A 21,270-nucleotide genomic window follows, 5' to 3' on the forward strand; every position below is an offset into this window, starting at 1 on the left:
GGCGCTGCAGGGAGCTTTCCAGTTAAGAGGAGTGCTCAGTTATGGTCTCGCCTGTTATCAATGTCGGTCCTGAAAACAATCTTTCAAGATACCTTCAGGACATCCGCAAATATCCCCTGCTCACCCCGGAAGAAGAACTCCGTCTTTCTCATTTGTGGAAGGATGAGGGGGATGTAAAGGCCGCGCACAAACTGGTGACCTCTCACCTGCGGCTGGTTGCAAAAATCGCTATGGGGTACCGGGGATATGGTCTGCCGGTGAACGAACTCATCAGTGAAGGCAATATCGGCATGATGCAGGCCGTGCGCCGGTTTGACCCAGATAAGGGCTTCCGTCTGGCGACGTACGCCATGTGGTGGATCCGTGCGGCTATTCAGGAATATATCCTGCATAGCTGGTCCTTGGTGAAAATGGGCACCACGGCAGCCCAGAAAAAGCTGTTCTTCAACCTGCGCCGCCTGAAAGGGCAGATGCAGGCCATTGATGACGGGGATCTCCAGCCCGAGCAGGTGAACAAGATTGCCACTACGCTGGGCGTGTCCGAGCAGGATGTGGTGAACATGAACCGCCGCATGGCAGCGCCTGACCACAGTCTGAACGCGCCCATGCGGGCCGATCAGGATAATGAGTGGCAGGATCGTCTGGTGGATGATCATGTCAATCAGGAAGAGACCTACGCGGAAAACGAGGAGCTTTCCGGTCGTAAGGCGCTTCTGGCCAACGCCATGGGCACGTTGAACGAGCGGGAACGGCATATTTTTACGGAACGTCGCCTGACGGATGAGCCTTCCACGCTGGAAGATCTGGCGCATCACTATGGTATCTCGCGCGAGCGTGTCCGCCAGATTGAAGTCCGGGCTTTTGAGAAAGTTCAGGCTGCCATGAAGAAAGAGGTTGAAGCGCGCCGTGGAGCCGCACAGGAAGGCTAACGCCTTTCTGAAAGCAGTTATTGATGACAGTCCAACGCGCGTTTCCAGATATTCCGGTGCCTCTCACCGGAGAGCATGTTCAGCTTGTTCCCCTCTCGCCTACGCACTGTGCTGCGTTGCAGCAGGCTGTGCAGGATGGGGAGCAGTGGAAGGTCTGGTGCACATCCGTGCCTCAGCCAGACGCCATGGCAGCAGATATTGCGCGGCGTCTGGACCTGCAAAAACGTGGAACTATGCTGCCTTATACGGTGGTCAGCCTGCCCGATAACCGCGTTGTCGGCATGACGAGCTTGATGAATATTGATAAGGCCGGGCCACGCGTAGAAATTGGCTCCACGTGGTATGCGGCCAGTGTGCAGAGAACGGCTCTGAATACGGAAGCAAAGCAGCTTTTGCTGTCCTATGCGTTTGAAACGTTGGGTTGTCTGGCTGTGGAGCTCCGCACGCATGTCCTCAATCAGCGGAGCCGCCGGGCTATCGAGCGGCTTGGGGCAAAACTGGATGGGATTTTGCGTTGCCATCAGCGGTTGCCGGATGGATCACTCCGGGACTCCTGCGTGTATAGTATCACCGCTGTGGAATGGCCTGCTGTGCGTAGCCATCTGCGCTGGTGTCTAACAGAAAAATATCAGCGCGGCTGAGAGTGGCGGTCTTGAAAGAGAGGCGCGGACGGAAAGCGTCTTTCTTCAGGCGCGCGCAGCGTCCTGAATGAAGAAGGTTGCATCCGTCCGGCCATTCCACGTTTCTGAGCGCAGATAACCAGCCAGATGGACAGGCGGGCGCGTGCTGTCTTCCAGTGCTGTGGCCAGCGGATTATCGTTCGCACGGAACAGCAGGGCTTTCAGGCGCCCGCCATCCTGTCCCTTCAGCAGTAGGCGAAGCGTATTGCCATCTCGGCCAATCCGGTCAGACCGGATGATCTGCGCGTTGGAGACTGCAATCAGCGGCTCCGCATTGCCCGCGCCAAATGGGGCGAGCATGGCCAGATTTTCTGCCAGTTCCACCGTAGCACCCGAGACAGAAAGGGCTGTATCCAGTGCGACGTCCACCGTATCCGGCAGAGTGGCGGCATCGGCTAACCGCTCGTCTAAAAAGGCGTGGAAGCGTTTAATATTTTCAGCCGGCAGAGAAAACCCTGCCGCCATGGCGTGTCCACCACCACTGGTCAGCAGTCCGGCCTGACGTGCCGCGATAATCACAGTGCCGAGGTCCAGCCCCGGCACAGACCGGCCTGAGCCTTTCACGGAGCCGTCTTCCTGTTCCGCCCCAACCAGAGCGGGCCGGTTGAACTGTTCCTTGATCCGGCCAGCGACAATCCCGACCACGCCGGGGTGCCAGTCTTTGCCCGCCAGAAAAATGACAGGATGGCCTGCCTCGCGCTGCTCGGCCGCCTGCGCCATGGCACGATCCAGAATCTCGGCTTCCACGCCTTGCCTGCGGCGGTTTACGGCGTCCAGTCGCTCCGCCATGGTGCGGGCATCATGCGCGTCTGTGCTGCGGAGCAAGGTCAGGCCCAGCCCGGCCTCGGCAATGCGTCCCCCCGCATTAATACGCGGGCCGAGGGCAAAGCCACAGGTAAAAGCATCCGGCGCTTTGGTGACACCGGCAATGTCCATCAGCGCATTCAGGCCCATGCGCTGGCGGCGGCCCATAATTTTTAACCCCTGCTTGACAAAGGCGCGGTTCAGCCCATGCAGCGGCATGACATCACACACCGTGGCGAGAGCGACCAGATCAAGCTGGTTCAGCAGGTCAGGGGCTAGCTGTGCGTTATGAAACCATCCGGCGGCGCGTAGGTCCCGGCTGGTGGCGACGGCCGCCAGAAAGGAGAGGGCTGCTGCACAGACATGGCCAAGGCCAGAGGTGCAGTCTGGCCGGTTCGGGTTCACGGTTGCCAGAATGGGGGGCAGGGCGTCTTCTGATTTATGGTGGTCCAGAACAATCAGGTCTGCCTTGCCAGTTACTTCTCCCAGCACAGACCCGGCAGCCGTGCCGCAATCCACACAGATAATGAGGGAGGCACCTCGTGCCACAAGCCCTTCCAACGCGGGGACGTTCGGGCCGTAGCCCTCCGTCATGCGGTCTGGAATATGGGTGTGGACGATAATGCCGAGGTCTTCAAAAAATGATGCGAGGATGGCAGAGGCGCAGGCGCCATCCACGTCATAATCCCCGAAAATACCGATGGTTTCCCCTTGCTGCACTGCCAGAGCCATGCGGGCCGCGGCTTTGTCCATATCCTGCAAGCTGGAGGGATTAGGGAGAAGGGCACGGAGTTTCGGGTCGAGAAAATGGGCGGCCTGTTCCAGCGGAATACCGCGCAGGGCCAAAAGCCGCCCGACAATTTCCGGCAGACCTGCTCGCTGGGCAATGGCAGCGCCCATGCGGAGCAGGGCGGGGTCTTCCACCCCGTCCCGCCACACCCAGCGGCGGCCTGTCAGGCTGCTTTCCACGCCAAGGGCCGCACGGGCCTCTGGCATGGCAGTGAGCGGACTCATTTTTTCAGACACAAGGACATTCATATCGGACAATGAATGCCTTATTGCGGGGTCCATGTTTTAGTTTTGAAGTTATGATAGCCTTCAACAAACCGCACCGTGCCGGACTTGGAGCGCATAACCAGTGAATGCGTCACCGCGTGGTTAGGGTAATGGTGAATACCCTTCAGCAGTGTGCCGGAGGTTACCCCTGTGGCGGAGAACAGGACGGACCCAGCTGCCAGATCATGCAGGCCAAGCTTACGGTCCGGGTTTTTACCGGGGTTCATGGTCTTGGCGCGTTCACGCTGGCTGTCATCTTCAAACAGCAGGCGGCTCTGCATCTGGCCATTTACGCAGCGGATAGCCGCAGCAGCCAGAACGCCTTCCGGTGCGCCGCCAGAACCCACGTAAATATCGACCTGACTGGTATCAAGACATGCGGCAATGGCGCCAGCAACGTCACCATCCGTCAGCAGGCGGACGCGTGCGCCGGCTTCCCGTGCTTTGGCAATCATTTCTTCATGCCGGTCACGCTCCAGCGTGCAGAGAACAAGGTCACGCACAGCCTTGCCTTTGGCTTTGGCCAGATTGCGCAGATTGTTCTCGATAGAGGAATCAAGGTCCACCACGCCGTCCGGCAGGCCCGCGCCGACAATAATTTTGTCCATATAGACATCAGGCGCATGCAGGAAGTTGCCGCGCTCAGCCAGAGCCACAACCGTAATGGCGTTGGGCATGTCTTTGGCGCACAGGTTTGTGCCTTCCAGCGGGTCTACGGCGATATCCATCTCGGGACCGCCTGAGCCGACTTTTTCACCGATATACAGCATCGGTGCTTCGTCCATCTCGCCTTCGCCGATCACCACGGTGCCATCAATGGCCACGGTGTCAAACGCTGTACGCATGGCTTCAACCGCGGCGCCATCGGCATCATTCTTTTTGCCACGGCCCGTCCAGTGGGCGGACGCAAGAGCAGCGGCTTCCGTTACACGGACCAGCTCAAGGGCAAGGTTGCGGTCAGAAACCACAAAACTCGGAATCGGCTCATTCGCATCAGACATTCTGGAGATAATCCTCTTTTGTTTAAGGCAGGGGCCAAGCTCTGGTCAGAACAGGCTCAGTCCGTTTCAATCCGGATCATCACCGGCGTATCCGTGACAACATCCAGACCGTCAATGCGTGTTACGGCATCCTGCATTGCGGCTTCGGACGTCTGGTGCGTGACGAGCACCAGCGGCACGTAGGGGTCAGCATCATTCTGCTCCGGTGTGTGCTGCAACATGCTGCGGAGAGAAACGCCGCAATCACGCAGAACAGCCGTGATGTCCGCAATCACACCGGGGCGGTCTTCTACTAATAAACGTAGATAGAACGCGCCGGTGCCTGCGGAAACCGGGTTAGCCTGCAAAGGAGGCGTATCTGTGGCCTGCACACCCCAGACCGGGATGGTGTGGCCACGGGCAATATCAATCAGGTCCGCCGCAACCGCGCTGGCGGTGGGGCCAGCCCCGGCGCCGCGTCCTTCAATCATCAGGCGGCCAGCAAAGGCGCCTTCCGCCACGACGGCGTTAAACACGCCATCCACCTGTGCGATGGGGGCATTTTCCGGCACAAGGCAGGGGGTTACGCGGGCTTCAAGCCCGGTCTCACCCATACGCGCCATGCCGAGCAGCTTGATGCGATAACCAAGCGTGCGGGCAAAGGAGAGGTCCAGCGCGCCAATGCGGCGGATGCCTTCTACATGGACGGAGTTAAATGCAACAGGCCTGCCAAAGGCGAGGCCCGCCAGAATGGTCAGCTTATGGGCGGCATCCAGACCATCAATATCCGTGGAGGGATCGGCCTCGGCGTAACCCAGTTGCTGAGCATCAGCCAGAACGGTGCCGAAGTCTTTTCCGGTTTCCCGCATCACGGTCAGGATATAGTTGCAGGTGCCGTTCAGAATCCCGCCAATACGCAGCAGGCGGTCCGCCGCCAGCCCCTCACGCACCATTTTAATGGCGGGAATCCCGCCAGCAACAGCGGCTTCAAACAGCAGAGGGGCAGATTTTTCAGCACTCAGCCGGGCCAGAGCCGGGCCATGGATGGCGAGCAACGCCTTATTGGCCGTGACAACCGGCTTACCGGCGGCAAGGGCGGCTTCCACCACGGCGCGGGCCGTGCCTTCTGACCCACCAATGAGTTCAACCACCACATCCACATCCGGGTCAGCCACCAGATCGGGGGCGTTTTCATACCAGCGCAGGCCGGACAGATCGACCCCACGGTCCCGCGTGCGGTCCCGCGCGCTGACGGCGGTGACGTGCAGGGGGCGACCGGCGCGCGCCGTGACCAGATCGGCATTGGTGTTCAGCAGGCGGATAACACCCGCGCCAACCGTGCCGAGACCAGCGATACCAAGACGAAGAGGAGCAGTATGAGAAGAGGTGGAGGAAGAGGACGTCACGATTCAACAGACTCCGGCTTGCTGGCGGAAGAAGGAGGCGCTTTTACGCCATGGGCAGAAAGAAAACCACGGATGGCGCGGGTGGCCTGACGCAGGCGTTGCGTGTTTTCCACCAGTCCGATGCGCACATAGCCTTCCCCATGTTCACCAAACCCAAGACCGGGGGCCACCGCGACGCCTGCTTCTTTCAGCAGAAGTTTGGAAAACTCTACGCTGCCCATCTCACGGAACGGTTCAGGGATAGGGGCCCATGCAAACATGGAGCCTTCCGGCGAGGGTACAGCCCACCCACCGGCATGAAGCCCGCGGATCAGCACATCCCGGCGCTCTTTATACAGAGCGCGGATATCGGCCACACAATCCTGCGGGCCGTTCAGCGCGGCGACGGCAGCGACCTGAATGGGGGTAAACGCGCCATAATCCAGATAGGATTTAATGCGGGTCAAAGCCGAAATCAGCCGCTCGTTGCCTGCCGCAAACCCCATGCGCCAGCCCGCCATGCAGTAGGTTTTGGACAGGGAGGTAAATTCAACCGCAATGTCCTTAGCACCCGGCACGGCCAGAATGGAGGGCGGAACCAGATCGCCAAAATAGATTTCCGCGTAAGCAAGGTCAGACAGAATGAAAATTTCTTCCCGCCGGGCAAACGCCACCAGTTCCTTGTAAAAATCTAGATCCGCCAGATAGGCCGTGGGGTTGGACGGGAAATTGACAATCAGCGCCGTGGGCTTGGGCACGGAATGGCGCACCGCGCGCTCCAGTGCCCGTAGCATCGTGTCATCCGGCGTTGCGGGAATGGAGCGGACAGAGGCTCCCGCAATAATAAAGCCGAACTGATGAATGGGGTAGGACGGGTTGGGCACCAGAATGGTGTCACCGGGGCTGGTAATGGCGGCGGCCAGATTGGCCAGTCCTTCCTTGGAGCCCAGCGTGGCGATGACTTCCGTATCCGGATTGAGCTTCACGTTAAAGCGGCGCTCGTAATACCCCGCCAGCGCCTTACGCAGGCCGGGGATGCCTTTACTGACAGAATAGCCGTGCGCGCGTGGGTTCTGCACACTTTCAATCAGCTTTTGCACAATATGGGGCGGGGTGGGGCTGTCCGGGTTGCCCATGCCGAGATCAATAATATCCTCGCCCCGCGCTCGGGCTGCCGCTTTGGCCTGATTAACAGAGGCAAAAACATAAGGCGGCAGGCGGCGGATGCGATGAAATTCTTCGGTCATGGACGTCAGATGCCCTTGATGGGAAAGAGGTCAGACCCGCACGATTGCGGGGAAAAACATAGTAATGACAGAAACGGGACAGGCAACAGTCCCGGCCGGATAATCTGGTGCGCGTGGTAAGATTATTCGGCCGGTCTCGCTGCGGCGGTGTGTGTTAGGGCGTGGTGGCAATCCGTGCGCCCATGCCAAACGCATCGCCCCGAATGTGGATGGCGGAGGCCGGGACGTTCAGGCTGATGAGCTTTTTGGCGATCGTCTGGGCGCGGAGCAGCCCTAGCTGCACGGCGTCTGCCTGATCCTGCGCATCCAGTGAGGCAGCCGAGCCAAAGCCACGGACGTAAAAAGGACCGTGCGGTGTTTTGGCCACCAATTTTGTAAATGTGTCATCCTGCCCGGAGGAAATCTGGTCGGACTGCGGCACACAGTGAATGGCCGTACCTTTGGCGTCAGACAGGTCGTAATTCGGGCGTATAGCGTCCGGCAGGTAGGCATCCGAGGGGACATCAAAGCCGGGGAAAGCGGGCGGAGCAGGTGGGCCTGAGGGAATCTGCGGAATGGCGCTGGGCGGCGTAGGCTGCGTTTGCGCGGTGGATTTAACCTCCGGCATCCCGATTTCCGGCATGGCGACTTCCGCATCTTTCTGCTCGCCGTCCGTCGTCTGCCTCGCTGTTTTTCCAGCACCCGGAAGCATGTTCGAACCGGGCGATTTGGCAGAGGGTAGCGTGGGCTTGCCGTTTTTGCCAGCTGTTGCCCCAGTCTGAGTGGCGGCCTGATCTGACGGTGCCTCGGCAGCGTCCATAATGGCTCCGCTCGTGCCTTCAGGGAGTGTGGCTGGCTGTGGTGCCACATTCGTGCCTTGTGCCGGTGTGGCTGCTTTTTTGGGCGCGGCAGCGGCACCCGGCGGTGGCGGGATTTGCGGCATGAGTGTGCCGTTGGCCGCAACCGTGCGGTACGTCAGGTTGCGGTCCCGAATCAACTGCTGCGTGATGAGCGTGCGGGCCTGAGGGGAGGGCACATCCGGCGTTGTAGTCGGGGTCAGCCCGACATGCGGATACGGGTCATAAATACCCGGCGGCGGGGGGCGTTGGGACGCAATAACGCCGCCGCGCATATGCTGCATCCAATCAAGCGTGGTATCCAGCGGGTCTTTGTGGCTGCATCCTGTCAGGCAGAGCACCCCCGCCGTGACCAGCAGCCCGGAGCGAAACGGATGGCTGGACTGAAAAGCCATGAACACACGGTGCCGGAAAGGCCGGTCCTGTTCGGGGCACGCTTGCTGCATGACGTGACGGTTGCTCCGCTGGCAGAGTGAAAAACAGGGGGCACTCTACCCTCTTCCCGCCGTTGTGGCGAGATAGGGGATCACCCCCGTATGATTGCCCCTTGGCACGGGCGCGCAGGCAGAGCAGGATAAGAGACATGAACAGAGACACAGAACATGCGGAGACTGGCATGACGGGCATTTCCCCCTGCGACCCCATTCGGCTGGATGATGACACTCCGGAGTCTCCGGACGCACCGGAAAAAGAAGACGCCAAAACCCCGGCCGCCCCGGAAGGGGAGCTGGAAAGCAAGCTGTTCAAGCAGCGTAAAGTGCTGATTTTCGGCGGGATTAACGATAAAGTTGCCCGTGATGTGACGGCACGCCTGCTGGCGCTGGCTGGTGAGTCGGACAAGCCGATTGATGTCTACGTCAACTCACCCGGCGGCCATGTGGAAAGTGGCGACACCATCCATGACATGATTCGCTTTGTCGATTCGGTGGCTCCGGTCAACCTGATCGGCACTGGCTGGGTCGCTTCCGCCGGGGCGCTGATTTTTGCCGCCGGGCATAAAGACCGCCGCTTCTGCCTGCCCAACACGCGCTTCCTGCTGCATCAGCCGATGGGCGGTGTGCGTGGCCCGGCTACCGATATTGATATTGAAGCGCGCGAGATCATCAAAATGCGTGAGCGTCTGAACCGCCTGTTTGCGCGTGAGACGGGCCAGACGTACGAAAAAATCGTCAAGGACACCGACCGCAACCACTGGATGTCCGCAAAAGAAGCCATTGAGTATGGTCTGGTGACAAAGATCATTTCGAAGCTTTCCGACATCCACTAAACGGGAAACCCGCGCTCCTCTTTCCCTCCGGGGGAGGGGGAGGCAGTTTGTTGTCCCGGGTCCTGCGCCACCCGCTCCCGCCGTATTCAGGGGCGGGTGGCGCAGCGCCCCCAGTAAACGGGTTCCTACCATGGGTTCTCTCAGCGATATTTACTCCCGCCTGCCTGACAGTGTGGATGACCTTCCCCCGCCGCCCGATAACGCGGCTGTTGTGGAGGCTGATTATAAGGCCCGCCATTGGGTCAGTCCCGTTAAAGGTCCACTCAAGCCGGGGTCTGAGGCGCATAAGAAGGCCATTGCGGCCATGTTCCGCGAAACCTTCAATCCGTATCGACCCTCCGTGATTGACTGGCCGAAGCTGGACCCGGAAACGCTGCACCGCATTACCTCCCTGCCCATCTGGGATATTGCCGTGCAGACGGAAGGCAAGGCCCGGCTGCGCATGGCGGCTTATGCCCGTCTGGTCAAAGACCCGGATATTAAGGATGCCATCTCCCGCAATGCGTGGGAGGAAAACCGGCATAAGGAAGTCCTGTCCAAGCTGGTTGAGGCTTACGATATCAAAATGGCCCCCGAGCCAGCGTATATCGAGCCGAAAGATGTGGAATGGGCTTACCTTGTCACCGGCTTTTCCGAGTGCGTGGATAGCTTCTTTGCTTTTGGCCTGTTTGAACTGGCTCAGCGTTCCGGCTTTTTCCCGCCGGAACTGATTGAGACGTTCGAGCCGGTTATGCAGGAAGAATGCCGTCACATCCTGCTGTTTGCCAACTGGCTGGCGTGGTATCGGGCTGTCATGCCGTGGTGGCGTCGTCCGTTTTTTGAAGCAAAGGTATGGGCTGTCTGGGCATTCCTTGCCTATGAACGTATGAGCCTTGCCTCTTCTGTGGATGATAAAGGTGAAGTCCATACGCAGGACAACAACTTTACAGTCACCGGTGCAAAAGACATTGCCGACATCCAGCTAGACCTGCCGGACTTTATGGATCTGTGTCTGGAAGAAGATGACCGGCGCTTTTCGGGGTATGACCCCCGCCTGCTGCGCCCCACAACGGCACCGGCCATTGCCCGTGTGATCCGTGACGTTGGGCGCGGGTGGCAGTTTGTGTCCGGCTTGGTACGCGCCAACCGGCCCTGATGAGCCTTGTGCGGGCAGGGAAGAGACCTTGCCCGCAAATTTTCTGATCCTGCTTGAAAAAATCAGATGTGATGGCTGGCCGGATGTTTTTGGGCTTGAGCAGGCGGCTCTGTAACGCTCACCGAGATACTCTGGCGTTGGGATAATAAAGCCACCCTATTTCAGGCATAGGGCTACATGCCAGACCGGGTTTGTCGGCATTTGAAACACGCGTTCAGAGCCTGACGGACGTAAAAGACCTTCTGAAAAAAGATGACGGGCCTTATGATTTCCGCTTCATGCGCGCATGGGGATCAAGCGGGATTTTTATAAGCACCTGATGGAAGGGCTTATCGCTTTGGAAGAGCGTGTCGCGCGCATAATCCTGCGGCCTGAATATGAAACTACGCGCCGCGTCGCTCTGGTTATCAAGTAGACGTTGCGTCTGGCCATTGCTAACGGCTTCCAGTCTGGCATGGGGTGCGACGGACACGATCAGCCGGTGCGCATCGGGCAGCATGAAAGCAACAATCACGCCCACCACGTCTTCCATGCAGTTATTAAGCTGTTGCAGCCAGTGGCGGGCTTGCGCATCGGTAAAATGGTCGGGTTGTGGCGTGCTGACGGCAATCTGGAAGGTGAAGCCAATAAAATCACCGGGGAGGAGGTTCGCCATCAAGGGCGGGTTTTCATCCCACAAGACGCGTGTGAGTGGCACGGTCAGTTCATCATTTTCCGCATTGAACAACGGGATTGCGCCATTCTTGGTTTGCAGATGCAGCCCCGTGTCCTTGAGCGGCGTATCCTTCGGCTGGAGTCTGCCGAGCACATGCAGGGAAAGACCGGCACGGTCCTGTTCCGGGAAGGCGTTAAAGCGGTTGAACACACGAGCGACTGCCCGATAACTCTGCACGGTTACGGGGCGGGCGGCATGCACTTCTATATTTTCCGGTTGGGGCGTTTCTGCCTGCGTCGGAGAGAGCGCACTCAGGCAAGAGGTCGCCAGCAATCCAAAAAAACCGTGCTTGCGCATGAGAAATCGCCTCGCGGTGGAGAAAAACATCGCGAATTCTATAGCGCGTTTTTCCCGCACATAAAAAATCTCTCTTGCAAGAAAGCTGTGGCGGTTGATCTTACTGCGTGTTTTCAGTCGCGCCAGAGTTGCGCCCGGCGTGTGCTTGCTCCCGGCTTTAAAGGAAAGCGGTGATTAAACCGCGTTGCTGTAGCGCCGATACTGGAAGGCAGGCGGTGTGATGGGTCGTTCCGTGATAGCTTGCTCTACGCGTTCATGCGCCGGGGCGCGATGGCAGACCGGGTCCGTTGCGTCTGCATTGCCTGCCAGCGCCAGAGCCTGACAGCGGCAGCCGCCCCGGTCATCCTCTTTAAAGGCACAGCTCTGGCAAGGTTCGGGCATCCAGTCTGTACCGCGATACAGGTTGAATAACGGCGAGTCCTGCCAGATTGAATCCAGAGAGTGCTCCGTTACGGAGGGAAACGTCAGGCCGGGAATACTTTCCGCCGCATGGCACGGCAGCACCTTGCCGGAGGGCGAAATATTCAGAAAACGCTGCCCCCAGCCGCCCATGCAGGGCTTGGGGCGCTCGGCGTAATAGTCGGGCGTTACAAAATCAATGGCGATCCGATTGCCGAAGCGTGTACGGGCCTCTGCCACAGCCTTTTCCGTGGCTTCCAGTTGCGCGCGGTCTGGCAGCAGAGCATCCCGGTTTAGCAGGCCCCAACCATAATATTGCGTGTGGGCAATTTCTACACGACGCGCGCCAAGCTGTTCGGCAAGATCCAGCATAGCCGGAACACGCTCGGCATTCTGCCGGTGGATAACAAAGTTCAAAGTGAGCGGCAGACCGTCTTCCACAATCAGGCGGGCCGCTTCCAGCTTTTTGGCGTGCGCACCTGCCATGCCACCAATCCGCTCGCCTTCCTGCGCGTCAGCATCCTGAAAAGAGAGCTGGATATGGTCCAGCCCGGCCTCCGAAAGGCGTTTCAGGGTATCCGCATTCAGCAAGACGCCGGACGTAATCAGGTTGGTGTAAAGCCCCAGAGACACCGCGTGGCGGACCAGATCTGCCAGATCAGGCCGCGCCATCGGTTCGCCACCCGAAAAATGGATCTGCAAAATGCCCATGGCGGCGGCCTCATCCAGCACACGCATCCATGTTTGCGTATCCAGTTCCCCAGCGCGTGGGTCCAGCTGGAGCGGGTTGGAGCAGTAAGGGCATTGCAGCGGGCAGCGGTGCGTCAGCTCCGCCAGCAGGCTCATGGGGGCAGGGGCTTTGGGTGCGCCAGATGTTGTCATGCCAACAGCAGAACCTGTTTGTCCGCCAGTTCCTGCGTCATGCTCAGCACATCCTGCACAATGACATCTCGGGGGGCGGAAAACTTTTCTGTCAGTTGGTCAATAATCTGACCGAGCGAGTGCTTGCCATTCACCAGTTGCAGGATTTCAGCCGCCACAGCATCCGCCAGAAAGGCGCGTTCCGGGGCTTGTACAAACCATTGCTCCCGCACACGGTCATATTGCAGCCGCGTGCCACGAACAAAGCGCGGCACGTTGCCTTCCGTAATACCAGCAAGGGAGGTCATGCCTCCCCCTCAGCCGGGCGGAATGCTCCCGGCGGAATCCGGGCCGGGGTGACATAGGCGTAATCCAGCGCATCCAGCATGGACCACAGCACCCCACATTTGAACTTCAGTGCGCCAAGCACGGCCTGCTGCTCCGCCACGGTGCGGGCATGCTCCTTGACATAGGCCAGAGCAAAGGCGGAATCCTGCGGGGCCTGCGTCAGACGCGGGGCGAAATACGCCAGTGTTTCTTCTGTAATGAAGGGGTAATTCCGCAACATTCCAGAAACACGTTCACTGATGATGGTGGGGGAGAACAGTTCTGTCAGAGAAGACGCGATGGCTTCTAGAATGGAGCGTTCGCGCACAAAATGCACATAGGCTTCCACTGCAAAGCGGGTGCCGGGGAGCAGACCTTCCAGAGATTCTACATAGGCGCGGTCCAGCCCCAGACCATCCGTCAGCTTCAGCCAGCGAGCCACGCCGCCTGTACCGGGTTCTGTGCCGTCATGGTCAATCAGCCGACGGCGCCACTCCCGGCGGAGTTCCGCCGTGGGCAGGCGGGCTAGAAGCGTCGCGTCTTTGGCGGGAATACTGGCCTGATAATAATAGCGGTTGAGAGCCCAAGCCTGCACCTGCCCCTTGGTCAGCTTTCCATCATGCAAAGCGCGGTGGAACGGGTGCAGGTTATGGTAGCGTTCAGCCCCAATGGCCCTTAAGGCGGCTTCCAGTTCTGTGGGGGAAAGCAGCCGGTCTGTCATAATGTTATCCTCATGCCGTCATAGGCAACATCCCAGCCTGCATCTTCCGCCTGCTTGCGTTCGGCTGAGTCGGCCAACAGAATGGGGTTGGAATTATTGATGTGGATCAGGACTTTACGCCCCACATTCAGCGGGCGGAAGGCGGCAATGGTGCCATCGGGTTCGTCCGCAATGGACATATGGCCCATCCGGCGGCCTGTCTTGGCACCCAGTCCGGCCCGGACCATTTCATCATCCGTCCAGAGTGTGCCGTCAAAAAACACCACATCCGCGCCGTTCAGGCGTTCCCGTAGGGTGTCCGTCATCATGGCGCAGCCGGGAATGAACAGCGCGCGATGCTGGCCGTCCGTGATCTCCAGCCCGATGGTTTCCCCGTTAGTCATGATTTCAGCAGGGTTTTCGCCGCGCTCCGCATAAAGCGGCACTTTGCCGGGCACGGAAAACGGTGTGACGCGCAGATTGCCCGGCATGAGGGAAAGCGGCTGGTCCAGCGTCATGGTATGGCGCGGTACCAATGTGCGGTCCAGCGCATCAAAAATCGGGTTGGCATCTAACTGGGCCAGAACAGGTGCGGTGGCATACAGCCCATAGGCCTGCCGTTCCCGCATGGTTAGCAGGCCGGTAATGGCGTCAATTTCGCCACTTGTCAGCACCACGCCGGCAATGGGAGTGGAGCGCAGACCTGTTTTGGGGTGCAGCGCCGGAGTCTGGTTGATCTGTGTGCGGAGATCAGGCGAGGCGTTGAGGATGAACCAGTGTTCACCATCTCCGCTTACGGCAAGCGAAGCCTGTGTGCGGGCCGGAGCGTTGGGGTCTCCAGAGCGGGCGCGCTGGCAGCCCGGAGCATTGGAGTTCCACTGAGGAAAGCCGCCACCTGCGGCAGCGCCTAGAACGAGAAGATCAAGCATACGCGGCTTTTTAGAAAATAAATGCCGCCAGAGTAACCCCATGCGGGCCGCACTGGCGGCAGAAAAGCTTATTGCTAAGTCTTATTTCTTCTGGCCGCAAACGTAGCTGTTGATTTCGGCGCCAAGCGGGATTTCGGTAATTTTCGGTGTTGTCCAAGCCATGGGAACTCTCCGTATTCATAAGATTATGCGTCATGCGGTCTCTCGCTTCTGGCAAGAGCCGGAAAGAGGATAACCGCGCTGCACGAGTGTGAGCAAAAGCAGGATACGCGCAACCCTGAGTGTGGGAATGTGGGGTCTTTTTCATGTTTTTCACGGGAGTGTGAACACATCCCTTTTTGACCAGCGAGGACTCAGAACGACCGCTCTACCGGGTAATGGATGTCCTGTGTGAACGCCATGATTTGCTATTTCCGCCGCAGAGCTTCTAAAAACGGCCCGGCGTGATGTGCCGTTAGGTGGTGCTGTCGGGCAGGGGGAAAGCGTGAGGGCTGATGAATAGCCAGATCAAGGCGTTGTTCGGGCGGGTGTTTAAGAACACGAGCTATCTGCTGAGTGGCAGAGGGGCCATGGCAGTGCTTGCGCTGGCCAGCACTGCCTTAGCTGTTCGGACTCTGGGGTTGGAAGATTACGGCATTCTGCTGCTGATGAGTTCGTTCGTCATGTCCTGCGCGGTCGCAACACGCTTTCAGGCTTGGCAACCTTTGCTGCAATATGGCCTGTCTCTCTACAAAGCGGCTGATAAAAGGCCTTTTCAAACCCTTTTTCGCCATTGTGCCCTGCTGGATGCGCTTGGCGCGGTCATGGGGTTGGCCGTTGCATTTTTCTCCAGTCTCTGGCTGGAGCATCTTTCGGGCTGGGCAGCAGCCTACGGCCATATTCCACTATGGTACATGACGGTTATCCTGTTCATGAACACGGGGTGCGCCATGGGTATTCTGCGGCTGGCCAACCGATATGAACTTGCTGTTCTGGCAGATACTGCGGGGTCCGCCGTCAAGTTTGCAGGGTGTGTTGCCGGTTTTTTTCTGCACTGGACTTTGCTGGATTTCCTGATGGTCTGGTACTGCTCCACCGCCGTGGCGTTTGTGTTGGATTACGGGCTGGCCGTGGGGGTTATGGCGCGCACGGATAAGCTGAAGGGCTTTCGGGTGGTCAATGTACCGTGGCTCAGCCCAATCAAGGGCATTTGGCGGTTTACGTTCTCCACCAGTCTGGATCAGGCTCTGGGGCGCCTTGGCTCCCGTCTGACGGTGCTGATTGTAGGCGCGGTGCTTGGTCCAGAAAGTGCGGCCATTTACAACGTGACATGGCAGATTTCAGACGGCATGGCCCGTCCAGCCCAGATGCTCACCCCAGCCCTGTATCCGGAGCTTGTGGCGCTACGGGACAAGCGGGACTGGGCGTCTATCCGTCAGGTGACCAATCGTATTTTGCAGGCGTTGGCCATTTTCTCTGCTGTGGTGCTGGTGGTGGCAACCTTTGTGGGGCCGTGGCTCCTGCATCTGCTGCTGACAGTTCCGTGGACAGGCACCCGTACCCTGCTTTTGCTGATGACCGTTACTGCCATTCTCGACTTGTGGGATGTACCGCTAGAACCGCTTCTGGTGTCTCTGAACAAGGCGCATCAGATTCTCATCGGGCGTATGGTGACAATGTGCTTCTCCCTCCCTCTGTTGTACGTGCTGGCGCGGTCATGGGGCATGACCGGCGCAGGGCTTGCTACCCTGCTGAGTGAGTTGGCCATTCTTCTCACACGCCTTGGTCCCTACCTTATTATGAATCGGAACAAGTCCTTTGGGGGCAAGCCGGAGGTCTGAGCGTAGAAACCCAGAGTGGGAGGAGAGGACCTTGAGCCAGTCAGCATTGTCCGCACCTGTCTGGATTCTGGATACAGGCCGCCCCGGAGAGCGCGCACAGTGCCAGACACTGGCGCAGGCTCTGGGATTACCGTTCAGGCATGTGCCGCTCGGTCCGGAGTTTGCGCCGCCTGCGCAGTGGCCAGAAACAACCGGGCTGCGTCTTATCCTGTCTTTTGGGAATGCTGTGCAGGCCGCCTGTGCTCTTCGGGAAGCCTGTGCACTCAGGCCGTTGCTGGTGCATATCGGGCGACCAAGCCATGTTCCCGCGAAAGACCTCGATCTGATTATCGCCCTGCCGCAGGATGATTACCCTGCGGGGCCGAATGTGTTGAAGGTCAGTTGGCCGTTTAATGGTGCGTCCCTTGTGCCAGACGCGGACCAGATGCAGGGGCAGATGCAGGCGGGAACCATTGTTATGTATGGCGGGCCGTCCCGACAGTTCGGCATGGGGCTTACGGAAACAGAGCGGTTGTTACGCTTTGCCCATGCATTGGCCGAAGCCAATCAGGAGACCCTGCATCTTATTACCAGCCCCCGCACGACGCCCGAGGCTGTCGGGTGGTTGCGGGAACTGGCAGCAGCCTGCGGCGCTATGCTGCATCTTTTCAGACCGAATGATGACCTGTTCAAAATCTTTCTGCACACAGGCAGCCGGTTTGTGGTGACAGCGGATAGTGCGTCCATGTTGGCCGAAGCCTGGCGCAGCCGAGCTCCTGTCTGGCTTTTCCCATTGCCGCAACGCCAGACGCTGATGTCCCGATTGCAGGAAGGGGCGGATGCGGTAGGACTCCGGCCCCTCCGCTACCGGCTTATCCGGCGTGGTGTTTTAGGGAGTGGTGCTAGCTTCATGCGTTGGCACCGGGCATTGCTTCGCTCTGGGAAAATCCGCTGTGCGGGACGTAATCTGACAGCGGAGGATTTACGCTGGAGCCCGATGCAGCATCAGCCCGACACAGACCTGATCCAATGCCAGCACCGTATTCTGGCGCTTCTTCAGGCACTTCCCGGCTTTACTTGAAAAAATGTCGGAAAGTTAATCAGGAATACCGTCGCGTTTACAGGCGTGAGGCTTAATCTGCCAGCAAGGACACTCTCGTTGCTGGTGGACTCATCTCCGATGGAAAAAATAATGACCTCATCAGACGCTCTGACAGAACAGGCCATTCTGGACGGCACGTGTGCTGTTGTTGTGACGTATGGTCATCGCCTTGCGTTTGTTGAGCAGGTTTTGCACGCAGCGTTTCAGGCGGCTGCCGGGCATGTCATTCTGGTGGATAACGGGACAGAGCAGGGTGTTGCATCCAGCCTGAAAAGCTGTGCTGCCGCATGGGGGGCTGACCGGGTCACCTCTATTCGGCTGGAGCATAACGGAGGGTCCGCCGCAGGGTTTGCCGCAGGCATTGCCGCTGCGGCACAAAGAGCACAAACCCGGCATATCTGGACACTGGATGATGACACGGTTGCTTTGCCGGACGCCCTGAAGGCTCTGGCTCGCACATGGCAGCTTATGGGGGCAAATCCGTCCAACTGTCTGGCAAGCTTTCGGCAGGATAAGCGCACCTACGTCAAGCTGGTGAACAAGAATAAACCCAACGCCATTCAACCAAATTCCTTTTTTGGTTTTTCTGCTCAGGCACCGTTTCAGAAAAAAAATGTCGCCGTCTGGCAAAAGGATGGGCTTGAGTGCCGCAGTATGGAAATGGGCGCTTATGGCGGCTTATGGTTCCATAAAGACTGGGTGCAGCGTATCGGCTTGCCGGATCAGCGCTTTTTTCTTTATTTTGATGATTACAACTACACATTACGTATCACCCATCAGGGTGGCGCACTCTGGATGTGCCGGAACAGTGTGCTGACAGATCTAGAACAATCGTGGACGCAGACGTCTTCCTGCCTGCACCCGTGGTTGCAAGAGCAGGAGGGAATGCGTCGCCCCTATTTCGCTTTGCGGAATCGCGTAGTGATTGAACAAAACAGCATTGACTGTCAGCCAGTTTACTATCTGAATATGGTTCTGTTCTTGATTGTTAAAGTGCTGTGCCGTACACCGGGCAGCCTTGTCTGTCACGCTTTGCACCCACTCAGGATGATGCGCCGCTGGCGTGTGCTATTGGGTGCTATTCAGGATGGTCTTTCTGGAAATTTTGAGAACAAAATTCTAAAATAATAAGAGCCACTAAAAAAACGGCATGCCAGTAAAAGCATGCCGTTTAGAAACGTCAAAAAACGTTTTGGCTGTTATTCAACGCCAATCATAACGTCTGACGCCTTTACAAGAGCAGTCGCCTGCTGGCCGATTTTTAGGCCCAGATCAGCCACGGCTTCATTCGTGATGGAGGCCATCATTACAACGCCACCGGGTAGTTCCAGACTGATATGAGACGTGGTCGCGCCCGGCTGAATGGCAACAATTTTACCGGCAATCTGGTTGCGTGCACTAATTTTCATCGGAGAGTTCCCTCAGGTTTTTTACGTCTGGCGAGCATAGCCGCTTATTTGTTTCCCTGCGAGGTACTGCCGGAGTATGGCAGGTCCTCCAGCCGAGAAAACGAAGATGGAGAGTGTAAATTTATCGAGCGAAGTTTACTCTTCCCGTGAGCATTATTTAATGAAAACAAGGAGTTAAAAAGGCAGGTGGTGGAGCTAAGGGAAGCAGAACAATCTATAGATATCATATAGTTAAAGAGTAAACTGACATAAAATCCAGATATTATATATCAATGACTTATAGATAAATTGTAAACTCATCCGAGCTTGTTGATGGACACGGGTGGCCTGCATATAATAGGCCACCCGCAAGAAAATTTATCCCGCCTGCACTTTAGCGTTGGCGGCATCCAGCGCAGCCTGAGCTACCTGCCATTCTTCCGCCGTGGGGGCGCGGCCCTCTTTAATGGGGGCCAGCAGGCTCTTGATGTCAGACATGATGCTCGGCGCTGCCTCTGCAAGCTGCTCGATGGCGGAGATGGCGATGGTGATGTATTCGGGATTCATGGCGTTTTCCAAAAAAAAGAAAGAGGAAGGGGGGCGGTATTAGTGACACCCCTTGGAACTGGCTGGTTAGTGGGCCGGGACGAGCTTCTGCGCGGCCTGAAAAGCTGCCTGCGCAGCCTCAATCTCAGCCTCAATCAGCGGATCACCCGCCTCAGCAGCGGTCTGGAGCGGCTTGATCTTGTCATGCGCGACTTGAAATGCGGCTTTGATCTTGCCAACCGCAGCAGGATCTGCCGCCGGGTTGCGCTCATAGGCAACAGCGAGATCCGCCGTGGCATCGTAAGACTTGCCCAGAGCATAGACCGTCTGCTGGCGCTGGACTGCTGCCGAGACATTGGCATCGCTTTTGCAGGCAGCCACGCTGACGCAGGACAGGAGCAGCACACCAGCCAGTGCGCCGCGATAGGTGGATTTCAGTTTCATTTTGCGGTTTTCCCATAAAAAAGCCGCCTCAGAGGGCGGCGTGAAAAAGGGTCGGAATAATAGTCCGCCCCTTACGAGCTGGCAGGTCAGGCGGGCTTGCTGGTGGAGGATGCCTGCGCAGTGATGACAGAGGCAGCGGTTGCCAGCAGCGCGCCACCCGGCACGGTATCGGCAATGATCTGCGTTGCGGCCGGACCAATGTCCCGGTGCGTGCTGAGGGCATGGACCACCTTGAGCAGATCATCACGCTCACCAGCAATCCGGTTGAGGATGGCGGACTGTGCGGAGCCAGTCTTGCCGCTATTATCACTCGCCAGCAGCGGCAGGCAGGTGCCCAGTAAAGCAACAGCCGCGGCATCCGGCAGAACATGGAACCACGAGGCAATGCCCGTGCCAATGATGATACCGCCAGCAATCAGCGTGGTGGGCTGGCGCAGGTAAGTGGAGATTTTGGAGAGGGTCATACGTTTGCTTTCACGCGGGCCAGCTCATTGCGGTTGAGTTGGTCTGCGGTGGTGGTCGGGGGAATGGATGGTGAGGGGGTGGCAGCAGGCACATGGCCGGACGTGGCTCCGGTGTAGATCAGCCACTCTGCATGCCTGCGGGCCGTCAGGCCGGGCAGGGTGATCAGGTGGCCGTCCTTATGGGCGTGATTCCACAGCAGGAGCTGCTCACCGGCTGCAAGATCCTGCCCGCTATTGAGCAGACGGAGCAGGGTAGACCCGGCAATGGCGGATGTGCCTAGATTAAACTGCCAGTCCAGCAGCGCGCCCTCCTTATTGGGGGTGAGCGCCACATGCACGAGCTGCCGCAGTTTGTAGCGCAGGCCTGCCAGCGTGAGCATGAGCAATGCCTCTGCCTGTACCGCCGTTATGGCAGGCGTGAGGCGCGTCACGGCGGACCCGTTGGCCAGGCAGCGGTTGCCGTAGCCAATGGTCCAGTAACCCGCCGGACAAATGTAGGGCTTGAGGCGCAGGCCCTCGCACTCGCGGGCGAGACCCGCCGCGATGAAGATAGAGTCATTCATTGGGGATTCCGGATACAAAAAAAGGCCGCGTCATGCGCGGCCGTGGGTGGACGATTTTACAAGAGGTCCGGAAGAATTAGTCCACCGGACCACAAAAGCCCCGGAAATCCGCCATTATGGCTGGACTAGTTTCCGAAAGAGCTTTTGCAGTCCGGTTGACAGGATGCGGCTCTGTGGTTGTCAGTGCCCCAGACTATGCAGGGCCGTCACAATCCCGCTACCAAGTGCGCTTCCCAGAATGGTCAGGCTCCCATTGACGACGGCCCGTGTCGTGCTGAGCCGTTTGACCAGCGCAGTCAGGTCAGAAATCCCCTTCCGCACCCCGTCAAACTGCCCGTCAACATCGGCCTGATAGGCGAGAAATTCCGGTCGGGTGATCGTGTTAGAGTCAGACATGCTCTTCTGTCCTTCAGGCAT

General features: G+C 58.3%; 24 protein-coding genes. 7 read left to right on the forward strand and 17 right to left on the reverse strand.

Annotation, left to right across the window (positions count from 1 at the left end; translation table 11 throughout):
- Positions 1–41 precede the first annotated feature (41 nt).
- The gene (gene rpoH / locus AD949_RS10360) at positions 42–929 is read left to right on the forward strand and encodes an RNA polymerase sigma factor RpoH (RefSeq protein WP_048835495.1); all 888 of its coding nucleotides are present in this window, start codon (positions 42–44) and stop codon (positions 927–929) included.
- A gap of 23 nt (positions 930–952) precedes the next feature.
- Positions 953–1,570: a GNAT family N-acetyltransferase gene (locus tag AD949_RS10365; protein WP_048835494.1), complete on the forward strand. Its 618-nt coding sequence runs from the start codon at positions 953–955 to the stop codon at positions 1,568–1,570.
- Between the two features lie 45 nt (positions 1,571–1,615).
- On the opposite strand, the gene recJ is transcribed toward AD949_RS10365, so the two are convergent.
- The 5 genes from recJ to AD949_RS10390 form a co-directional block, all read right to left on the reverse strand.
- On the reverse strand, positions 1,616–3,427 hold the full coding sequence (recJ, locus tag AD949_RS10370; RefSeq protein ID WP_048835609.1) for a single-stranded-DNA-specific exonuclease RecJ: 1,812 nt from the start codon (positions 3,425–3,427) through the stop codon (positions 1,616–1,618).
- A 41-nt stretch (positions 3,428–3,468) separates the two neighbouring features.
- Positions 3,469–4,470 (reverse strand): class II fructose-bisphosphatase, encoded by a 1,002-nt coding sequence (gene glpX, locus AD949_RS10375; RefSeq protein WP_048835493.1) that lies wholly within the window; start codon positions 4,468–4,470, stop codon positions 3,469–3,471.
- Between the two features lie 56 nt (positions 4,471–4,526).
- Positions 4,527–5,855 (reverse strand): homoserine dehydrogenase, encoded by a 1,329-nt coding sequence (locus AD949_RS10380; protein WP_048835492.1) that lies wholly within the window; start codon positions 5,853–5,855, stop codon positions 4,527–4,529.
- The gene (locus AD949_RS10385) at positions 5,852–7,081 is read right to left on the reverse strand and encodes an LL-diaminopimelate aminotransferase (protein ID WP_048835491.1); all 1,230 of its coding nucleotides are present in this window, start codon (positions 7,079–7,081) and stop codon (positions 5,852–5,854) included. Before AD949_RS10385 ends, AD949_RS10380 begins: the two co-directional genes overlap by 4 nt.
- A gap of 154 nt (positions 7,082–7,235) precedes the next feature.
- Positions 7,236–8,363 (reverse strand): hypothetical protein, encoded by a 1,128-nt coding sequence (locus AD949_RS10390; protein ID WP_244463320.1) that lies wholly within the window; start codon positions 8,361–8,363, stop codon positions 7,236–7,238.
- Positions 8,364–8,500: 137 nt separating this feature from the next.
- Between AD949_RS10390 and AD949_RS10395 the strand changes: the two genes are divergently transcribed.
- Both AD949_RS10395 and AD949_RS10400 read left to right on the forward strand, forming a co-directional pair.
- Positions 8,501–9,184 carry an ATP-dependent Clp protease proteolytic subunit gene (locus AD949_RS10395; RefSeq protein ID WP_174766765.1) on the forward strand — a complete coding sequence of 228 codons (684 nt, stop codon included), beginning with the start codon at positions 8,501–8,503 and terminating at the stop codon, positions 9,182–9,184.
- Between the two features lie 130 nt (positions 9,185–9,314).
- On the forward strand, positions 9,315–10,319 hold the full coding sequence (locus tag AD949_RS10400; RefSeq protein WP_048835490.1) for a ferritin-like domain-containing protein: 1,005 nt from the start codon (positions 9,315–9,317) through the stop codon (positions 10,317–10,319).
- A 262-nt stretch (positions 10,320–10,581) separates the two neighbouring features.
- Here the strand turns inward: AD949_RS10400 and AD949_RS10405 are convergent, their stop codons facing one another.
- From AD949_RS10405 to pqqA, 6 genes are all read right to left on the reverse strand, one after another.
- Positions 10,582–11,331, reverse strand: a complete 750-nt coding sequence (locus AD949_RS10405; RefSeq protein ID WP_141325374.1) for a hypothetical protein — start codon at positions 11,329–11,331, stop codon at positions 10,582–10,584.
- Positions 11,332–11,505: 174 nt separating this feature from the next.
- Positions 11,506–12,612 carry a pyrroloquinoline quinone biosynthesis protein PqqE gene (gene pqqE, locus AD949_RS10410; protein WP_048835488.1) on the reverse strand — a complete coding sequence of 369 codons (1,107 nt, stop codon included), beginning with the start codon at positions 12,610–12,612 and terminating at the stop codon, positions 11,506–11,508.
- Entirely contained in the window at positions 12,609–12,899 is a 291-nt protein-coding gene (gene pqqD, locus AD949_RS10415; RefSeq protein ID WP_048835487.1) for a pyrroloquinoline quinone biosynthesis peptide chaperone PqqD, read from the reverse strand. Before pqqD ends, pqqE begins: the two co-directional genes overlap by 4 nt.
- Positions 12,896–13,639: a pyrroloquinoline-quinone synthase PqqC gene (gene pqqC / locus AD949_RS10420; protein ID WP_048835486.1), complete on the reverse strand. Its 744-nt coding sequence runs from the start codon at positions 13,637–13,639 to the stop codon at positions 12,896–12,898. The genes pqqD and pqqC overlap by 4 nt, the downstream gene beginning before the upstream one ends.
- On the reverse strand, positions 13,636–14,547 hold the full coding sequence (gene pqqB, locus AD949_RS10425) for a pyrroloquinoline quinone biosynthesis protein PqqB (protein WP_048835485.1): 912 nt from the start codon (positions 14,545–14,547) through the stop codon (positions 13,636–13,638). The genes pqqC and pqqB overlap by 4 nt, the downstream gene beginning before the upstream one ends.
- A gap of 81 nt (positions 14,548–14,628) precedes the next feature.
- Positions 14,629–14,709: a pyrroloquinoline quinone precursor peptide PqqA gene (gene pqqA, locus AD949_RS13840; RefSeq protein ID WP_043550231.1), complete on the reverse strand. Its 81-nt coding sequence runs from the start codon at positions 14,707–14,709 to the stop codon at positions 14,629–14,631.
- A 332-nt stretch (positions 14,710–15,041) separates the two neighbouring features.
- Between pqqA and AD949_RS10430 the strand changes: the two genes are divergently transcribed.
- The 3 genes from AD949_RS10430 (at position 15,042) to AD949_RS10440 (ending at position 18,576) form a co-directional block, all read left to right on the forward strand.
- Positions 15,042–16,367, forward strand: a complete 1,326-nt coding sequence (locus AD949_RS10430) for a lipopolysaccharide biosynthesis protein (protein WP_244463319.1) — start codon at positions 15,042–15,044, stop codon at positions 16,365–16,367.
- 31 nt (positions 16,368–16,398) lie between these two features.
- The gene (locus tag AD949_RS10435) at positions 16,399–17,427 is read left to right on the forward strand and encodes an ELM1/GtrOC1 family putative glycosyltransferase (protein ID WP_048835483.1); all 1,029 of its coding nucleotides are present in this window, start codon (positions 16,399–16,401) and stop codon (positions 17,425–17,427) included.
- Positions 17,428–17,538: 111 nt separating this feature from the next.
- On the forward strand, positions 17,539–18,576 hold the full coding sequence (locus AD949_RS10440) for a glycosyltransferase (RefSeq protein WP_048835606.1): 1,038 nt from the start codon (positions 17,539–17,541) through the stop codon (positions 18,574–18,576).
- 71 nt (positions 18,577–18,647) lie between these two features.
- Here AD949_RS10440 and AD949_RS10445 read toward each other — a convergent pair whose 3' ends face one another.
- The 6 genes from AD949_RS10445 to AD949_RS10470 all read right to left on the reverse strand — a co-directional run bounded on the left by AD949_RS10445 (position 18,648) and on the right by AD949_RS10470 (position 21,249).
- Entirely contained in the window at positions 18,648–18,857 is a 210-nt protein-coding gene (locus AD949_RS10445) for a TOBE domain-containing protein (protein WP_048835482.1), read from the reverse strand.
- A gap of 357 nt (positions 18,858–19,214) precedes the next feature.
- On the reverse strand, positions 19,215–19,403 hold the full coding sequence (locus tag AD949_RS10450) for a hypothetical protein (protein ID WP_048835481.1): 189 nt from the start codon (positions 19,401–19,403) through the stop codon (positions 19,215–19,217).
- Positions 19,404–19,469: 66 nt separating this feature from the next.
- Complete coding sequence (locus AD949_RS10455; protein WP_052944543.1) at positions 19,470–19,826, reverse strand: hypothetical protein; 357 nt, start codon at positions 19,824–19,826, stop codon at positions 19,470–19,472.
- Positions 19,827–19,912: 86 nt separating this feature from the next.
- Entirely contained in the window at positions 19,913–20,290 is a 378-nt protein-coding gene (locus AD949_RS10460) for a hypothetical protein (protein ID WP_048835480.1), read from the reverse strand.
- On the reverse strand, positions 20,287–20,853 hold the full coding sequence (locus tag AD949_RS10465; RefSeq protein ID WP_048835479.1) for a lysozyme: 567 nt from the start codon (positions 20,851–20,853) through the stop codon (positions 20,287–20,289). Before AD949_RS10465 ends, AD949_RS10460 begins: the two co-directional genes overlap by 4 nt.
- A gap of 180 nt (positions 20,854–21,033) precedes the next feature.
- A complete protein-coding gene (locus tag AD949_RS10470; protein ID WP_048835478.1) occupies positions 21,034–21,249 on the reverse strand; it encodes a hypothetical protein in 216 nt (71 codons plus the stop codon).
- Positions 21,250–21,270: the final 21 nt, after the last annotated feature.

Origin of the sequence: Acetobacter orleanensis, assembly GCF_001581005.1 — a bacterium.
Classification (GTDB): domain Bacteria; phylum Pseudomonadota; class Alphaproteobacteria; order Acetobacterales; family Acetobacteraceae; genus Acetobacter; species Acetobacter orleanensis.

Bases quoted from the DNA above. Each gene is read 5' to 3' on its own strand.
- glpX (WP_048835493.1), bottom strand. From the start codon at position 4,470: ATGTCTGATGCGAATGAGCCGATTCCGAGTTTTGTGGTTTCTGACCGC.
- AD949_RS10465 (WP_048835479.1), bottom strand. From the start codon at position 20,853: ATGAATGACTCTATCTTCATCGCGGCGGGTCTCGCCCGCGAGTGCGAG.
- AD949_RS10385 (WP_048835491.1), bottom strand. From the start codon at position 7,081: ATGACCGAAGAATTTCATCGCATCCGCCGCCTGCCGCCTTATGTTTTT.
- pqqE (WP_048835488.1), bottom strand. From the start codon at position 12,612: ATGACAACATCTGGCGCACCCAAAGCCCCTGCCCCCATGAGCCTGCTG.
- AD949_RS10365 (WP_048835494.1), top strand. From the start codon at position 953: ATGACAGTCCAACGCGCGTTTCCAGATATTCCGGTGCCTCTCACCGGA.
- AD949_RS10400 (WP_048835490.1), top strand. From the start codon at position 9,315: ATGGGTTCTCTCAGCGATATTTACTCCCGCCTGCCTGACAGTGTGGAT.
- AD949_RS10405 (WP_141325374.1), bottom strand. From the start codon at position 11,331: ATGCGCAAGCACGGTTTTTTTGGATTGCTGGCGACCTCTTGCCTGAGT.
- pqqA (WP_043550231.1), bottom strand. From the start codon at position 14,709: ATGGCTTGGACAACACCGAAAATTACCGAAATCCCGCTTGGCGCCGAA.
- AD949_RS10390 (WP_244463320.1), bottom strand. From the start codon at position 8,363: ATGCAGCAAGCGTGCCCCGAACAGGACCGGCCTTTCCGGCACCGTGTG.
- AD949_RS10440 (WP_048835606.1), top strand. From the start codon at position 17,539: ATGACCTCATCAGACGCTCTGACAGAACAGGCCATTCTGGACGGCACG.
- AD949_RS10470 (WP_048835478.1), bottom strand. From the start codon at position 21,249: ATGTCTGACTCTAACACGATCACCCGACCGGAATTTCTCGCCTATCAG.
- AD949_RS10430 (WP_244463319.1), top strand. From the start codon at position 15,042: ATGAATAGCCAGATCAAGGCGTTGTTCGGGCGGGTGTTTAAGAACACG.
- AD949_RS10445 (WP_048835482.1), bottom strand. From the start codon at position 18,857: ATGAAAATTAGTGCACGCAACCAGATTGCCGGTAAAATTGTTGCCATT.
- AD949_RS10450 (WP_048835481.1), bottom strand. From the start codon at position 19,403: ATGAATCCCGAATACATCACCATCGCCATCTCCGCCATCGAGCAGCTT.
- pqqB (WP_048835485.1), bottom strand. From the start codon at position 14,547: ATGCTTGATCTTCTCGTTCTAGGCGCTGCCGCAGGTGGCGGCTTTCCT.
- pqqC (WP_048835486.1), bottom strand. From the start codon at position 13,639: ATGACAGACCGGCTGCTTTCCCCCACAGAACTGGAAGCCGCCTTAAGG.
- recJ (WP_048835609.1), bottom strand. From the start codon at position 3,427: ATGAGTCCGCTCACTGCCATGCCAGAGGCCCGTGCGGCCCTTGGCGTG.
- rpoH (WP_048835495.1), top strand. From the start codon at position 42: ATGGTCTCGCCTGTTATCAATGTCGGTCCTGAAAACAATCTTTCAAGA.
- AD949_RS10395 (WP_174766765.1), top strand. From the start codon at position 8,501: ATGAACAGAGACACAGAACATGCGGAGACTGGCATGACGGGCATTTCC.
- pqqD (WP_048835487.1), bottom strand. From the start codon at position 12,899: ATGACCTCCCTTGCTGGTATTACGGAAGGCAACGTGCCGCGCTTTGTT.
- AD949_RS10455 (WP_052944543.1), bottom strand. From the start codon at position 19,826: ATGAAACTGAAATCCACCTATCGCGGCGCACTGGCTGGTGTGCTGCTC.
- AD949_RS10460 (WP_048835480.1), bottom strand. From the start codon at position 20,290: ATGACCCTCTCCAAAATCTCCACTTACCTGCGCCAGCCCACCACGCTG.